General features: G+C 30.5%; 13 protein-coding genes. 9 read left to right on the forward strand and 4 right to left on the reverse strand.

The genetic code is table 11. The annotated features are described in order from the left end of the window. Positions 1-57: 57 nt before the first annotated feature. Positions 58-1338: a sensor histidine kinase gene (locus ACKTTC_RS10615; RefSeq protein ID WP_408039802.1), complete on the reverse strand. Its 1281-nt coding sequence runs from the start codon at positions 1336-1338 to the stop codon at positions 58-60. A 226-nt stretch (positions 1339-1564) separates the two neighbouring features. Between ACKTTC_RS10615 and thrS the strand changes: the two genes are divergently transcribed. The 5 genes from thrS (at position 1565) to ACKTTC_RS10640 (ending at position 5497) form a co-directional block, all read left to right on the forward strand. Next, positions 1565-3526 carry a threonine--tRNA ligase gene (gene thrS, locus ACKTTC_RS10620; RefSeq protein WP_408039803.1) on the forward strand — a complete coding sequence of 654 codons (1962 nt, stop codon included), beginning with the start codon at positions 1565-1567 and terminating at the stop codon, positions 3524-3526. Between the two features lie 60 nt (positions 3527-3586). Further along, on the forward strand, positions 3587-4105 hold the full coding sequence (infC, locus tag ACKTTC_RS10625; protein WP_408039824.1) for a translation initiation factor IF-3: 519 nt from the start codon (positions 3587-3589) through the stop codon (positions 4103-4105). Between the two features lie 80 nt (positions 4106-4185). Then, the gene (rpmI, locus tag ACKTTC_RS10630) at positions 4186-4383 is read left to right on the forward strand and encodes a 50S ribosomal protein L35 (protein ID WP_348712397.1); all 198 of its coding nucleotides are present in this window, start codon (positions 4186-4188) and stop codon (positions 4381-4383) included. 94 nt (positions 4384-4477) lie between these two features. Next, positions 4478-4822 (forward strand): 50S ribosomal protein L20, encoded by a 345-nt coding sequence (gene rplT, locus ACKTTC_RS10635; RefSeq protein ID WP_408039804.1) that lies wholly within the window; start codon positions 4478-4480, stop codon positions 4820-4822. A gap of 78 nt (positions 4823-4900) precedes the next feature. Continuing rightward, positions 4901-5497, forward strand: a complete 597-nt coding sequence (locus ACKTTC_RS10640) for a hypothetical protein (RefSeq protein ID WP_408039805.1) — start codon at positions 4901-4903, stop codon at positions 5495-5497. Between the two features lie 60 nt (positions 5498-5557). Here ACKTTC_RS10640 and ACKTTC_RS10645 read toward each other — a convergent pair whose 3' ends face one another. Both ACKTTC_RS10645 and ACKTTC_RS10650 read right to left on the reverse strand, forming a co-directional pair. Continuing rightward, entirely contained in the window at positions 5558-6181 is a 624-nt protein-coding gene (locus ACKTTC_RS10645) for a hypothetical protein (RefSeq protein ID WP_408039806.1), read from the reverse strand. Between the two features lie 121 nt (positions 6182-6302). Further along, a complete protein-coding gene (locus tag ACKTTC_RS10650) occupies positions 6303-6743 on the reverse strand; it encodes an SRPBCC family protein (RefSeq protein WP_408039807.1) in 441 nt (146 codons plus the stop codon). 157 nt (positions 6744-6900) lie between these two features. Here ACKTTC_RS10650 and secDF point away from each other — a divergent pair, with 157 nt between their 5' ends. The 3 genes from secDF to obgE all read left to right on the forward strand — a co-directional run bounded on the left by secDF (position 6901) and on the right by obgE (position 12136). Then, on the forward strand, positions 6901-9888 hold the full coding sequence (gene secDF / locus ACKTTC_RS10655) for a protein translocase subunit SecDF (protein ID WP_408039808.1): 2988 nt from the start codon (positions 6901-6903) through the stop codon (positions 9886-9888). A gap of 95 nt (positions 9889-9983) precedes the next feature. Then, positions 9984-11102, forward strand: coding sequence for an adenylate kinase (locus ACKTTC_RS10660; protein WP_408039809.1), 1119 nt, complete (start codon positions 9984-9986; stop codon positions 11100-11102). Positions 11103-11146: 44 nt separating this feature from the next. Next, positions 11147-12136: a GTPase ObgE gene (gene obgE, locus ACKTTC_RS10665; RefSeq protein ID WP_408039810.1), complete on the forward strand. Its 990-nt coding sequence runs from the start codon at positions 11147-11149 to the stop codon at positions 12134-12136. Between the two features lie 32 nt (positions 12137-12168). Here the strand turns inward: obgE and ACKTTC_RS10670 are convergent, their stop codons facing one another. Then, positions 12169-13941 (reverse strand): serine hydrolase, encoded by a 1773-nt coding sequence (locus tag ACKTTC_RS10670; RefSeq protein ID WP_408039811.1) that lies wholly within the window; start codon positions 13939-13941, stop codon positions 12169-12171. A 557-nt stretch (positions 13942-14498) separates the two neighbouring features. Between ACKTTC_RS10670 and ACKTTC_RS10675 the strand changes: the two genes are divergently transcribed. Next, on the forward strand, positions 14499-15722 hold the full coding sequence (locus ACKTTC_RS10675; RefSeq protein WP_408039812.1) for a hypothetical protein: 1224 nt from the start codon (positions 14499-14501) through the stop codon (positions 15720-15722). Positions 15723-16177: the final 455 nt, after the last annotated feature.

Genomic DNA, 16177 nt, shown 5'->3' on the forward strand with positions numbered 1-16177 from the left:
AAAGCCAAAAGTTTTTTCAAACTTTTTCTCATCCCTTTATACATTAATATATGTATGCTATTTGGGAACACTAAAAAAGAAAGCGCAGCCTTTTCCTTTTTCGCTTTCTAACCAAACCTTTCCTTTATTCCTTTCAACAATCTTTTTTACTAACGCTAATCCTATACCAATAGACTCTATATTCGATTTGATTTCTAACTTTTGGAATAGATGAAATATCTTTTCATGGTATTTTTCATCTATTCCAGGACCATTATCTTTCACAAAAAAGCAATATTCACTTTCCTTCTCTTCGCAACCAATCTTTATTTCTACGACATCTTTATCATTATGTTTTATTGCATTCTGGATTAAATTATGAAATACTTGCATCAATCTTGACTCATTAAACACTACTATTGGTAACTCCTCCTTTACTTCAATCTTACATTTATTAGATGAATTAAGTTTACTTATCCTCTTGATCATTCTATCTACATCCACTTTTTCCAAATCATGTTCTTTCTGCATCTGTAAAGAATAATTTAGCACTCCGTTAATCAACATATCCATTTCCTCTACCTGATCTTTCATCATTGTTAAATTCTCTTTTGCTGATTCCTTACAAAATTCATCTTCATTATCTTCCGTAAGCCAATCTGCCAATGTATATATATTCCTTAATGGTCTTTTAAGATCATGTGAAACTACATAAGCAAATTCTTCTAGATCTTTATTTCTTTCATACAACTCTTTCGCTCTATTCTCTAAATCTTGAGTACGCAACTTTATTCTATCTTCTAACTGCATATTTACTTCTTGTAAATTTTTACGATAGCGTATAAAACCATTTAAAATAATAAATGAATACACATAAATTGTAGTTGTAGAAATCAATATAGCACCTTCTGTCACTAAATCTAACTGAGATGTTAACACCTGATATCCCATATGAAGCAATTGAAGTGTGCTAAAAAGAATAATCAGTACTCTTACATTCAACATTAAAATTGCTCCAAACATTACTATATAAGTACCCAACAAATAATCTAAAGAAAAATCGTTAATAGCTGTAGTATATGTAAGATAATGTTGAAATAATAAAAGAGCAATAAAAACGAATATTCCATAATAATCTTCAACAAACTTTTTCTTCAAAAAAGGTAATAAACCTACTATCATATAAAAAACTGCAAATAATTCTCTCAAGTAAGGCACTTCAATTGCATGAGGATTAAACCTAAATATTAAAACAGAATATAGATATATACCAGGTGACATTAGTATTAACACCAAACTACTGTTCTTAATTTCAAAAGGCTCTAACTTTCCTAATCTTTTCAAAAAGTCTAAGATCATAAAGGAGGTATGGTTTATTAATTGCAATTATTTCTTAAATATAAATAAATTAAAGACTTTCATTATATAGCTTTTTTCATTTATTTATAACAAACCTTCAAAAAACACTTCATTTAATATTTAAAATACATAATATATGTATTGTACAAAAAATGCATTTACAATATCTTTGCGAATTCAAGATTTTCACTTGTACGAAAATCTAATTAAACACATATAATATATAATGATAAAAATTACATTACCTGATGGAAGCGTAAGAGAGTATGAAATGAACTCTACTCCTTATGATGTAGCTAAAAGTATTAGCGAAGGATTAGCAAGAAATATTATTTCTGCAAGTTTTAATGATAAAACCGTAGAAACCACTACTCCATTAACCACAGATGGTACGCTTACCTTATATACTTTTGACAATCCAGAAGGAAAAAAAGCTTTTTGGCATTCTTCTGCCCACGTATTAGCTCAAGCTATTTTAGATTTTTATCCAGATGCTAAACTTACTATTGGACCAGCAATTGATAATGGTTTTTATTATGATGTAGATTTTGGAGATGAGACATTATCTGAAAAAGATTTCGATAAAATTGAAAAGAAATTTTTAGAAAGAGCCAGAGAGAAAGCTGAGTTCAAAATGCGTTCCGTAAGTAAAGCTGATGCTTTGTCTTATTATAAAGACAGACACAATCAATATAAAGTTGAACTAATTGAAGGATTAGAAGACGGTGATATTACTTTTTGCGACCATAGCAATTTTACAGACTTATGTCGTGGAGGACACATTCCTAACACTGGACTTATTAAAGCTGTAAAAATAATGAACGTCGCTGGAGCATATTGGCGTGGTGATGAGAAAAATAATCAGCTTACTCGTGTATATGCTATTTCTTTTCCAAAACAAAAAATGCTTAAAGAGTATTTAGAATTACTTGAAGAAGCAAAGAAAAGAGATCACAGAAAATTAGGAAAAGAGTTAGAGTTATTTACTTTTTCACAAAAAGTTGGTCAAGGTTTACCATTATGGTTACCTAAAGGAGCTGCTTTAAGAAACAGATTAGAAGATTTCTTAAAAAATGCTCAGAAGAAAGCCGGTTACGAAATGGTAATGACGCCTCATATTGGGCAAAAAGAATTATATGTAACTTCTGGTCATTATGCTAAATATGGAGAAGATAGCTTTCAACCTATTACTACTCCAAAAGATGATGAAGAGTTCTTATTAAAACCTATGAACTGTCCTCATCACTGTGAGATTTTCAACTACAAACCTTATTCTTATAAAGATTTACCAAAACGTTTTGCTGAATTTGGTACTGTATATAGATATGAACAAAGTGGTGAATTACATGGTTTAACAAGAGTAAGAGGTTTTACTCAGGATGATGCACACATCTTCTGTACACCAGAACAATTAGATGAAGAATTTAAAAATGTAATTGATTTAGTTCTTTATGTTTTCCGTTCTCTTGGATTCGATAATTTTACAGCACAAGTTTCTGTTAGAGATTTAGAAAAACCAGAAAAGTATATTGGTTCTGTAGAAAACTGGGAAAAAGCAGAGCAAGCAATTATTAATGCAGCAAAAGACAAGGGGCTTGACTTTGTAGTAGAGTCTGGTGAAGCAGCATTTTATGGACCAAAGTTAGACTTTATGGTTAAAGATGCTTTAGGTAGAAGTTGGCAATTAGGAACCATTCAAGTTGACTATAACTTACCTGAGCGTTTTGACTTAACATACAAAGGAAGCGATAACGAGCTACACAGACCAGTAATGATACATAGAGCACCTTTTGGATCTCTAGAAAGATTTATTGCGATTTTGTTAGAACATACTGGAGGTAACTTCCCTCTGTGGTTAACGCCAGAACAGGTTATAATACTGCCAATCAGCGAGAAATACGAAAAATATACCAAAAAAGTTTTACATTTGTTAGAAAATTCCGAAATTCGCGCCCTCGTAGATAATCGTAATGAAAAAACTGGTCGTAAGATTAGAGATGCTGAAGTTAGCAAGATTCCATTTATGATTATTGTTGGTGAGAAGGAGGAAGAGAATGGAACTGTATCTGTTAGAAAGCATGGTGAAGGAGATATAGGTACATTTATTATAGAAGAATTCACACAGTTAATTCAAAAAGAAGTTGGGAAAACGTTAGCTACGTTTCACACAGATAATAATAAGGAATAATTTAAAAATTAATAAGCCATAGCAATAAGAAGAAAAGGCGGTAGAAGACCCGCAAGAATAATTAAAGAAGATCAACATAGAATTAACGATAAAATTCGATATGTTGACGAAGTACGTCTCGTAGGAGAGAATGTAGAACAAGGAGTATACCCTTTAGCAAAAGCAAAGGAATTAGCTCGAGAGTTAGAACTAGATTTAGTTGAAATTTCACCTAAAGCTGTTCCCCCCGTATGTAAAGTGATTGATTACAAGAAATTCTTGTATGAGCAGAAGAAACGTGATAAAGCTCTTAAAGCTAAAGCTACCAAGGTTGTTGTTAAAGAAATTCGTTTTGGTCCTCAAACGGATGATCATGATTATGAATTTAAAAAGAAACATGCCATTAAATTTTTGCAAGATGGTGCAAAACTTAAAGCATATGTTTTCTTTAAAGGACGATCTATTATTTTTAAGGAACAAGGACAAATATTATTATTAAAGCTTGCTCAAGAATTAGAAGACTATGGTAAAGTAGAGCAAATGCCTAAATTAGAAGGTAAACGTATGATAATGTTTATTGCTCCTAAAAAAGTAAAATAGTTTTTTACTAGTTGATTTTTATTTTATTCAATTAGCAAACATATTAAAGAATATAAGCAAGATAAAAACGATAGCAGAAGATGCCTAAAATGAAAACTAAATCTAGTGCCAAGAAACGTTTTAAGTTAACTGGTTCTGGAAAAATTAAAAGAAAGCACGCGTTTAAGAGTCATATCTTAACTAAGAAGTCTAAGAAACGTAAGCTTGCATTAACACACTCTACGTTAGTACACAAATCTGACGAAGGGAATATTAAGCAACAATTATTATTAAAATAATTGTTAGCTAGGTAGTAAATTAATTATTAACCATGGAGTTGGGCTCATAAAGTACTTTTAATTAAGTCGCCTACTACAAAAAACAATTTGAATTATGCCAAGATCAGTAAATTCAGTAGCTTCAAGAAATAGAAGAAAGAAAATCTTGAAGCAAGCAAAAGGTTACTTTGGACGTAGAAAAAACGTTTATACAGTAGCAAAGAATGCGGTAGAGAAAGGATTACAATACGCTTACCGCGATCGTAAAAACAATAAGAGAAATTTCCGTTCATTATGGATTCAACGTATTAACGCTGGAGCTCGTCAGTACGGAATGTCTTACTCACAGTTTATGGGGAAAGTAAAAGCTAACAATATCGAATTAAACCGTAAGGTTTTAGCAGATTTAGCTATGAACAACCCAGAAGCTTTTAAGGCAATTGTAAATAAAGTAAAATAAGTTTCATAACCTTGCTTATACTAAAAACCCAAACTTTTCCGTTTGGGTTTTTTTAAAACTAATAGAAATCAATTACCAATGAAAATCATTCATCTTTTATTCATTCTTTTATTTTCTTCAACAGTTTTCGCTCAAACTAAATTATCTAAAAAAGAGTTGGACGCTTTGCCAAATACTGTAGAAAATCAATTCATAAAAGCATATGGAAAAGCTAGTAACTGGCAACAGTATAAAATGATTACTCGCACAGATTTTCAAGTTTTACAAAAAAACATTTTAGATAGTGTTGCTTCTTTAAAGACTAATTTAAAATCTAAACAAGAACAAATTAGCACACAAGAAAGTAGTATCACTGCTTTAAATGAGAAAATCAATACGCTTACTAATGATTTGAACTCAGCAATAGACAAAGAAGATAAAATTAACTTTTTAGGAATAGGTATGACTAAGAGTTCTTATAACATCGCTTTGTGGTCTATCATTATTACTTTAGCTTTAATTATGTTATTTTTTATGTTCAAGTTTAAAAGTAGTAACTCATTAACAAAACAAGCTAAAAGTAATTTAGCTGAAATTGAGCAAGAATTTGAATTGCATAGAAAAAAGTCTTTAGAAAAAGAGCAAAAATTAAGAAGACAGTTGCAAGACGAAATAAATAAACAAAGAGGTGTATAATAATAAGATCACTTTCTTTTTAAAACCGAATACATTTCTGTGTTCGGTTTTTTTATGCTTTTATAATTTGTTAAAAAGTTCTTCTACAGCAGTTTTATTTCTAGTCATAATTAACATTTCTTCTTCCTCTTTTAAATCTGTAAGGTATTCAAAAAAGCCAAAATTTAAAGTTAGATAACTTATAGATAAATGTACTTCATCTTCTAAATGAATGTAATTATTATTAGTATCTGTTGCGTAAAGAGAATTACATCTATCTTCTTTTTCTTTATTAAAATATTTTTTTAGCACTAAATCTATAAGTAAATCTTTCTGCTCTTTATTTTTAAACACATACTTAAAAAACACCAATTTATCTCGAAAGAAATGCATTTCTAATGTGAACTTAAAATCGTATAGTTTGATTTCAGATAATAGCATTGTAATGTGCTTTAATTCTCTAACTATTCTAAATGAACCATAAATTCTATTTTTCACAGTATTGAAGCTACTTCCCATAGGAATATCTTCTAAAAAAGCAATTTCTTTTTTAGCTATAGTTACATTTGTTTGAGAAGCTATATTAGAAAACAACTCAAAATATGAATTAAAATCTGTGTATTTATAAATTGCGTTTCGGTAATATGAAGTATAGTACTTTCTTGTATTTAATACACGGGCTAATGTTTTACGGATAATTTCCATAATTATATCTATACATAAAAACAATAACCTCCTAACACCCCTAGTTTTTAAATATAAAGAATTCAGTAGCATTTATCATTCTTTACATTAACTTTACATAAAAAAAGGGTGTTTTTCCTTTTTAAAAAGAAGATCCGTTTTCTAGAGAATATTTATTTAATTCTTCAGCAAAGTATTCCCACCCATTTCTACAACTTTCTAAAGTGAACTCTGGAATATTTTTAGGATAAGCTTCAATACCTTCAAACGTAATAACTAACTCTGTTTTATTAGCAGTAAGATCAAATAGCTCAAAAGTTACAAAACTTTCAATATCTATATATTCTTCATATTGCCAACGATATTTTATACATCTTTCTTCTTCAACTTCAACTATTTCCCATAAATGTGTAAAAACACGTTCTCCTGAAGTTACTTCAAATTTAGTTTTAAAATCTATTTTCGGTTCAAAAGATGGAATTTGACTAAAAAACCATCGTGGCATATGATGAAAGTCTGTCAGGTAATTCCAAACTTTTTTTCTTGATTCACTTATCTCTTTTTTTACAACACACTTGTCCATAAATTTAAAAGTAATTCAAAAAAATGAATACAACCTTATACATAATTAAAAAAGTTACTTATAATAGTATTAGAAAACTAACAAAAAATTGGGTTTTCTTTTTTGTTATACTATATTTGCACGTTTTAAAAAAAGAAGTCAATCTAAATTATTGAAGATGCAAAACAAAGGTCTAATTAGATTATTTGCAATCCTTTTCGGATTGGTGAGTCTATACCAATTGTCTTTCACTTTTTTTGCTAACAAAGTAGAAAAAGAGGCTAAAGCATATGCAAATGCTGAAGCTGTTGATAGTAAAGATGGTAGAGAACTTGCTAGATTAGAGAAGCGCTACAAAGATAGTGTTGCAAATAAAGAGGTAATTGCCGGTTTCACTTACGATGATATCAGAGACAAAGAAATGAATCTTGGTCTTGATTTAAAAGGTGGAATCAACGCAATTTTACAGGTATCTGTAAAAGATATCTTAAAAGGTTTATCTAACGAATCAAAAAATGAAGTTTTTTTACAAGCTTTAGCAAATGCTGATGAAAAGCAAAAAAATAGTCAAGCTGATTATCTTGATATTTTTTACGATGAATTTGAAAATGCTAGCAACGGTTCTGTAAAATTAAGTGATCCTACTATTTTTGGGAACAAATTACTTCGTGATAAAATTGACTTTAACAAAACTAATGCAGAAGTAAAGCCTATTTTACAAGAAGAAATCAATACATCTATTAATACAGCTTTTGAAGTATTACGTAGTCGTATTGATAAATTTGGTGTTGTGCAACCAAATATCCAAAGAATAGGAACTTCAGGAAGAATTCAAGTAGAATTACCAGGAGCTAAAGATATAGACAGAGTACAGAAATTATTAGAAAGTACTGCTAAACTTCAATTCTGGGAAGTATATACAAATGCGGATGTTCAAAATTTCTTCCTTACTGCTAATGCAAAAGCTGCTGAGCTTTTAAAAGGAGATGCTGAAGAAGCAACAACTCAAAAGAAAGATTCTACGAAATCAGAAATTGATGAGTTATTAGAAGAAACAACTGATGCTACAGATGCTCCAACTCAGAAAAATTTATTTACTTATTTATTCCCGAACATTGCCCAAAATCAAAACCAAATAAGTTCTTTAGTAGCACAAGCTAAAGTAGCAGATACGGCAAAAGTAAATAGCTTATTAAAGAATAGAGAAATTAGAGCTTTATTGCCTCAAAACTTACGTTATGTAAAGTTTTTATGGGATTATAAAGCACAACCTAGCGCAGATAAAACCACTCAACTAATTGGTTTATATGCAATAAAAGGAAACAGAGGTGGTCTTGCTCCAATTGAAGGAGACGTTATTGCTGATGCAAAACAAGACTATGACCAATTAAGTAAGCCTGTTGTTTCTATGTTAATGAATGGTGTAGGAACTAAGAAATGGGCGAAAATGACCAGCGAAAATGTTGGAAAATTCGTAGCTGTTGTATTAGATAACTACGTTTATACTGCGCCTGTTGTAAATGGTGCAATTACTGGAGGTAGTACTCAAATCTCTGGTGGTTCAATGACTGTTGAAGAAGCACAAGATATTGCAACGGTATTAAAAGCTGGTAAATTACCTGCTCCTGCTAGAATTATTGAAGCAGAAGTTGTAGGGCCATCTTTAGGTAAAGAAGCAATTAATGCAAGTATGTGGTCTTTTGGATTAGCAATATTACTAGTATTAGTATGGATGGTTTTATACTATGGTAAAGCTGGTTTATATGCGAACATCGCACTTGTAGTAAACATATTATTCATTTTTGGAATTTTAGCTTCGTTTAATTCTGTATTAACATTACCTGGTATTGCTGGTATTATCTTAACAATAGGTATGTCCGTAGATGCCAACGTAATTATATTTGAGCGTATTAAAGAAGCTTTAAACTCTGGAAAATCATTATTCGATGCTGTGGCTGAAGGTTTCAGTACGAAAGGAGCGTTATCTGCGATTATAGATGCAAACATTACTACCTTATTAACAGGTATTATCTTATACGTATTTGGTACAGGTCCAATTAAAGGTTTTGCCTTAACATTAATGATTGGTATTGGTACTTCATTATTTACAGCTATTTTTATTACTCGTTTATTTGTAGATGGTGCTGTAACCAAAGGAGCAAACCTTACTTTCAATACTAACTTATCTAAGAACTGGTTCCAAAATATCAATTTCGATTTCTTAAAGAAACGTAAAATTGCGTATGTAGTTTCTGGAACTTTAATTTTAGTTGGTTTAGTTTCTATCTTCACTATTGGTTTAAAGCAAGGTGTAGATTTTAAAGGAGGTCGTTCTTATGTAGTTCGTTTCAACCAACCAATGAAGGCTAATGAAGTAGCTTCTTCTTTAAAAGAAGTACTTGGTACTGCTCCTGAAGTAAAAACATATGGTGCAGATAATCAATTAAAAATTACAACTGTATTTAAAATTGATGATAAGAGTAAAGAGGTTGATGAAGAAGTACAAAGTACTTTATACAATGGTTTAAAGCCATATTTATCAGAAGTATCTTACGAGCAATTTAAGCCTGGTTTCGAGAAATTAGGTGAAGCGCAAGGTATTATGAGCTATATGAAAGTAGACCCAACTATTGCCGATGATATTAAGCAGTCTGCAATTTGGGCTGTATTAGGTTCTTTATTAGTTGTATTCTTATATATCTTATTACGATTCAGAAAAGTATCGTTCTCTATTGGAGCAGTAGCTGCAGTATTCCACGATGTATTAATCGTATTAGGTATCTTCTCTATTTTCTACAAGTTTATGCCATTCGATATGGAAATCGGACAATCATTTATTGCAGCAATCTTAACCGTAGTTGGTTACTCGCTGAATGATACCGTGGTAATTTTCGATAGAATTAGAGAGTACTCTGAAAACAGTAAGACTTTTACTGCTAAGTTAGTAGACAAAGCCTTAAGTAGTACTTTAGGAAGAACGATAAATACTTCGTTAACTACAATGCTAGTAATGTTAGCTATTTTCTTCTTTGGAGGAGATAGTATTAAAGGATTTATGTTTGCATTAATCATAGGTGTTTTAGTTGGTACGTATTCATCATTATTCGTAGCAACTCCTATTATGTTTGATGCTACTAAAGACAAAGAAAAGGAGTCTAAAAACTAACACTAGATTATAATATACATTAACCGTTTTGTTTCCACTGAGTTACTCAGTAAATCAAGACGGTTTTTTTATTTAATCCTTATATTTACAGGTAGATGAAAATTAAAAAAATTCACGATTTATATTTCAAGCAATTCATTACGAATGAAGAGCTTTCTAATATTGTAAAAACACTTGCATACCAAGTAAAACAAGATTTACCAAAAGGAGAAGTACCTTTATTTGTAGGTATTTTAAATGGTTGTTTCATGTTTGCAGCAGATTTTATTCGTGAATACAATGGGGATTGTGAAATCTCTTTTGTAAAATTAGCTTCTTATGAAGGTACTTCATCTACAGATACTGTAAAAAAATTGATTGGAATTAATGAAGACATTACTGATAGAACAGTAATTATTCTTGAGGATATTATTGATACAGGAACTACGCTTCATGAGATTTATGAAATATTCCGATCTAAAAATATAAAACAACTTAAAATAGTATCGCTTTTCTTTAAACCAGATGTATTCCGTAAAGAATTACCTATAGATTATATTGGTAAGAGTATTGAAGATAAATTTATCGTTGGTTACGGTTTAGATTATAATGGTTTGGGAAGAAATTTGCCTGCTATTTACCAATTAACAACACAACCTAAAATGAAAAACATCGTCTTATTTGGACCTCCAGGTGCCGGAAAAGGTACCCAAGCAACATTATTAAAAGAAAAATATCAGTTAGTACATATTTCTACTGGTGACGTTTTCAGATTTAATATTAAAAACGAAACTGAATTAGGAGTTTTAGCTAAGAAATATATTGATGCTGGGGATCTTGTTCCTGATGAAGTTACGATTAACATGTTAAAAGAGGAAGTAAACAAAAATAGCGATGCTAACGGTTTTATTTTCGACGGTTTTCCTCGTACAGAATCTCAAGCAAAAGCATTAGATGCCTTTTTAGCAGAAAAGAATGAGCGTATTAATGGAATGGTAGCTTTAGAAGTAGCTGAGGATTTATTAGTGGAGCGAATTCTTGAAAGAGGAAAAACCAGTGGTCGTAGTGACGATACTGACGAAGAGAAAATTCGTAACCGATTTAATGAATACAACACCAAAACAGCCATTTTAAAAGACTATTATGAAAGTCAAGGTAATTTCTATGGTATAGATGGCGTTGGGAGCATAGAAGAAATAACAGAACGTTTATCAAAAGTATTTGATACACTTTAATCATACATTCCCGCTTTTGGCGGGAATACTAATTTTTAAGAGAAATGACGGAAGGAAATTTTGTTGACTATATAAAAATTTATGCCTCTTCAGGTAAAGGAGGTCGTGGTTCTGCGCACCTACATAGAGAAAAATACATAGCAAAAGGTGGCCCAGATGGTGGAGATGGTGGTCGTGGTGGACATGTTATTTTTCAAGGAGACAAAAATATGTGGACGTTGTTTCACTTAAAATTCAAGCGTCATTTTAGAGCAGATCATGGTGGCGATGGTGGTTCTAGTAGAAGTACTGGGAAGGATGGTGCAGATGTTATTGTTCCTGTACCATTAGGTACAATTATTAGAGATGCTGATACTGATGAAATTTTATTTGAAATTACAGAAGATCAGCAAGAAGTTATTGTTCTTGAAGGTGGTAAAGGTGGTAGAGGAAACTGGCACTTTAAATCTTCTACAAATCAAACTCCTAGATATGCTCAACCTGGAATTGAAGGAAAAGAAGCTTGGTTTAGAGTTGAACTTAAAATTCTTGCAGACGTAGGATTAGTTGGTTTTCCAAATGCAGGAAAATCTACGTTGTTATCTGTATTAACGGCTGCTAAACCTAAAATTGCAGATTATGCTTTTACCACATTAAAACCTAATTTAGGAATTGTAGAATACAGAAATCATCAGAGTTTTGTAATGGCTGATATTCCTGGAATTATTGAAGGAGCTGCCGAAGGAAAAGGATTAGGACACTACTTTTTACGTCATATAGAACGTAACTCTCTCCTACTCTTTTTAATTCCTGCTGACAGTGATGATATTCAAAAAGAATATGAAGTATTATTAAACGAACTTCGTAAACACAATCCAGAATTATTAGATAAAGATCGTGTATTAGCGATTTCTAAATCGGATATGTTAGATGATGAATTGAAAGCAGAAATTAAAGCAGAATTACCAGAAGGCGTTGAAGCATTATTCATTTCTTCTGTGGCTCAAATGGGCTTAATGGAATTAAAAGATAAACTTTGGTCTAAGCTTAATTAAGAGTAAAGAATTTTATATTAAAAGAGAGAGTCTTATAGACTCTCTTTTTTGGTATATGCTATATAGTTTTCCCATTCATAAGGTGTATAAATATCTTTCATGCTTATTTCTAATAATTCTTCAAAAATACTCTCTCCATTATCACTATTTGTCATGATCATTACTCCTTTTTTAACGTCGGGAAAAAGAATAGAATAATGTTGAAACCCATTCCCGTGGCCTTCTTTAAAAACTCCAATACCATAAGGTGTTTGTATAATACCCCATCCTAATCCATAATTTAATTCAATATCATCATTTAATGTTGAATCTTTAAGTGCTAAAGGGCCAAATTGTCTTATAGAACGAATTCTAATTTGCGGTTTAAAAATTTCTTTCCAAGATGCTTTTGTCAAAATCTTACCTTCTAATACTCCTTTCAAAAATTTAGTATAGTCATCAGATGTTGTCTCTAAAGTACCACCTCCTCTTGGTTCGTTATCTATATCTTTTATATATTTTTCACCTAATCTATTATGTCCATAAGCAAAGTTTTTTTCAAATCTTTTATTCCATTGATAACTTGTATTAATCATATCTAATGGTTTAAAAATGATTTCCTGTGCTAAATCCTCTAATTTCTTACCTACTATTTTCTCTAAGACAACTTGTAAATAAATAAAACCTTCTCCTGAATAACTGTATCTACTTCCTGGTTCGCGATTAACACGTAATTTATAGTCTGATTCAAACCATCTATAATTTGCAAAACCAGTTGTATGATTCAAACACATCCTTGCTGTAATTTTATGATACAAACTATCATTTTTTAAGGCTGAAAAATCATCATGCCATCTTGTTTCTGGTTTGTATTCATATATCTTCTTAGGTAAATAGGATTCTAAAGGAGTATCTAAATCAATAACGTTATTTTCAACTAATTTCATAACTAAGACTCCAAATACTGCTTTACTAAAAGAAGCTCCATAAATATTTGTTGAATCATTTAATAGTAACTTTTTCTCATAATCTTTATACCCAAAACTTTTCTTATAAACTTCTTTATTATCATTGAAAATCGAAATTGCTAAACCATGTACATTTGCCTCTTTTGTTAGAAAATTAACTTTCTTAGTTAAAGAATCTTTTGCTATTTCTGTACCGTCTAAACGAACAATACGGTCATTTTTTATTTTATGACAACTCGCAAAGCACACAATAGATAAACAAATACATACTAAGTTATTTATTGCTTTTTTCTTATTCTTATCTTTTAAAAAAGGAACTGACAGAGGATAGTAACATTTATGTGAGTTTACTGAAGTTATGATATTAAAAATCATTACAACAACACTAATTGGAATTATTGAGATGAAAACAATGAATCCCCATTTTTCTACAGTAAGTAAAGCCACAAATGATAAAATATATAGGATACTCATTGTTATTTGAAAATTTAGAATCTTAATCCCATGAGTATTATACAGCTTATTATCTTCTCTTTTATGAATCCAAAGAAATAAAGGGAAAAATATATTTGCCAACGGTATTATAAATCCTAAAAATGGAATGCTATGTAATAGCAACAACCATTTTTTAAGTATTGTTTCTTCTTTAGGATTCTCTAATATTAATAAATCATCTACTTCTAGTTCTAAAGCAACAGCTAATAGTTTTACTGTTTGAAGATGTGGGTTTACATTTCCTTTTTCTATACGTTGAATTGTACGAACTGTTACTTGTGATTTCTCAGATAATTCTTCTTGAGTATATCCTTTTAGTTTTCTTTGATACACTAAGTTATTTGCAATAGATTGAGTTTTCATATTTTGAATATTGGTTCGATACAAAGCTATTTACAACTTGCGTATTTTATAACGACATTTAGGTGCCACCTATCTGTCATTTACCATGTTTAAAGGAATTATACTTAATATGAACGATTCTAAAATCTAACATATATCTTTTTATTCGCTTCAAATTAACTTGAATATATTTACAATTTTTACGAGCTCTTATATAAATATAATACAATGTTTATGAATTGAATTCTTTCAATACTTTTTTAAGTTCTTTAATATGTTTATCGCTTCGGTATTAAAGATTTTAGCTCCTTTAAAACCTGTTAAAAAGTAACAATTAGAATTAATTCCATTATTATATTAATGTTATAACAAAAGAAAGTGTCTCAAAAACTCTTTTTTGAGACAACATATAAACAACTAAAAATAAGCCTTTTACAAAAATAACTATCTCAAAAATTGTTTTTTGGGACAACATATATCTTTACTATACTCATTTTAATCAATAGCTTTGCCTGAGCTAGCTATAAAAAATAATCTTAGACTACCTCTTGAGAGAAATAAATTCTTAAATGATAATTATGTTTAAATTTAAAAAATCACTTTTATTTGCAAGTGTAGTTGCATTTTCATTACTATCATGTAATGATGAGCTACAAAACGAAATTATTGAAAAACAACCAAACGCAGAAGTAGCCAATACAGCTTATACACGTAATGCTACTACACTTCCTACAGATAACGGAAGTACTACGTTTAATGGCGTTACTAACCTACCAAATAGTACTGTTATAGCTTTAGATATAAGTAATTTAACAGACCTATCAGATGACCAAGCAATTATTTATGATGTTCGAACTTCCATAATTAATCAGTTAATCGAATTAACCAACAGAAGATTTAAAACATTACGAGAGGTAACATTTATAAACCCCAATGGACCTCTTGATCCCTCTATGACTCCAGATCACACCATTACTTTTTTAGAAAAAAACACCTTAGCTAATGGAGAATTTGAAGCTAAATACCCAAGTAATAGAAGCAGTGTTAGCAACATTATATATGTTAACAACTTTGCTTTTAACAGAGACTTTCAGGTAGCAAATGCTCGTAAGTTTAAACTAAAAACACTTAGAGCTATACTTAAAAGTGTAGGTATTGCTAATGAGTTTCATTCGTGTTTGCCAAGCATAGTATCGAGCACTAGTAATGTTAATGAAAACTTACCAAGTGATATTGTAAATCCTATTCTTACAAGAGAAGCAGCTAATACAATTGATGGTATTTTCCGTGAATCACACACTGGCAACCCTACAAATTGTGTAGCTACTCCTGCTTTAACAAATATTGCTTTAAACAAACCTGTACAGCTTAGTACAACTTTTCCTGGTTATCCTGGTAGTAGGTTAACAGATGGTGTAAGAACAGGAGGAGATTCTGCCGTTGCACATACAAGTAAAGTTGCAGGACAAGTATCTTGGGCGCGTATTGATTTACAAGAAAATACACATCATATAACAGGTGTTGTTGTGTATAATAGAACTACTTGTTGTTGGAATAGATTAGGAGAATTTAACATAATATTTTCTACACAACCTTTAGATATGTCTCAATCCCTTACAGATATAGAGCAACAGGCTGGTTATGTTACCAGAATAGCTGCTAGTTTACCTGGTGATGGTAGTAAACCAATTCATATAACTAAAGATGGATTAGACATACATGGGGTAAGATATGTGTATATAAGACAAAATACACCTAATGAATACTTAAACTTAGTTGAAGTATTAGTAATGGGAGATTAAGGTTTTATTTTTTTTTAAAAAACTACCCTATGTGGGTAGTTTTTTTATTCATAGTGGTTTCTGTTTAAAGCTTTAGCTTTTCTAGAGTAGTAAAACTACTTCACTATATTTTCAATACCATTCGTATTGAAGCTATACCATAACCAATACTTTATAAACTTATATTTTGCGGTTACCTACTTTGCCTTGTAGGTTATGTACTTATTAAGTATGGTTAATTACTTTATTAAACCTATACAATACTCCATTATATAGGTTAGCAACCTAATTAAACCAATTAACAACCTAATTTGTTAACTAATTAACCTCAACATAATAGTAAAACTTCTATACAATGGGGTTATTATACCTAAATAGTCCATTAACCAACCGCGCTAAAACATTAAAAAAATAAGCTAGCTTGGCATAATACCTCACTAGCTTATTAATTAACCTATATTTTTAGGTTTACAACA

The sequence above is a fragment of the Tenacibaculum amylolyticum genome (genome assembly GCF_964511145.1).
Taxonomy (GTDB): domain Bacteria; phylum Bacteroidota; class Bacteroidia; order Flavobacteriales; family Flavobacteriaceae; genus Polaribacter; species Polaribacter amylolyticum.

What these genes read in the sequence shown, in the direction of transcription:
- ACKTTC_RS10615 (WP_408039802.1), bottom strand. Translation starts at nt 1,338, where the DNA reads ATGATCTTAGACTTTTTGAAAAGATTAGGAAAGTTAGAGCCTTTTGAA.
- thrS (WP_408039803.1), top strand. Translation starts at nt 1,565, where the DNA reads ATGATAAAAATTACATTACCTGATGGAAGCGTAAGAGAGTATGAAATG.
- rpmI (WP_348712397.1), top strand. Translation starts at nt 4,186, where the DNA reads ATGCCTAAAATGAAAACTAAATCTAGTGCCAAGAAACGTTTTAAGTTA.
- rplT (WP_408039804.1), top strand. Translation starts at nt 4,478, where the DNA reads ATGCCAAGATCAGTAAATTCAGTAGCTTCAAGAAATAGAAGAAAGAAA.
- ACKTTC_RS10640 (WP_408039805.1), top strand. Translation starts at nt 4,901, where the DNA reads ATGAAAATCATTCATCTTTTATTCATTCTTTTATTTTCTTCAACAGTT.
- ACKTTC_RS10645 (WP_408039806.1), bottom strand. Translation starts at nt 6,181, where the DNA reads ATGGAAATTATCCGTAAAACATTAGCCCGTGTATTAAATACAAGAAAG.
- ACKTTC_RS10650 (WP_408039807.1), bottom strand. Translation starts at nt 6,743, where the DNA reads ATGGACAAGTGTGTTGTAAAAAAAGAGATAAGTGAATCAAGAAAAAAA.
- secDF (WP_408039808.1), top strand. Translation starts at nt 6,901, where the DNA reads ATGCAAAACAAAGGTCTAATTAGATTATTTGCAATCCTTTTCGGATTG.
- ACKTTC_RS10660 (WP_408039809.1), top strand. Translation starts at nt 9,984, where the DNA reads ATGAAAATTAAAAAAATTCACGATTTATATTTCAAGCAATTCATTACG.
- obgE (WP_408039810.1), top strand. Translation starts at nt 11,147, where the DNA reads ATGACGGAAGGAAATTTTGTTGACTATATAAAAATTTATGCCTCTTCA.
- ACKTTC_RS10670 (WP_408039811.1), bottom strand. Translation starts at nt 13,941, where the DNA reads ATGAAAACTCAATCTATTGCAAATAACTTAGTGTATCAAAGAAAACTA.
- ACKTTC_RS10675 (WP_408039812.1), top strand. Translation starts at nt 14,499, where the DNA reads ATGTTTAAATTTAAAAAATCACTTTTATTTGCAAGTGTAGTTGCATTT.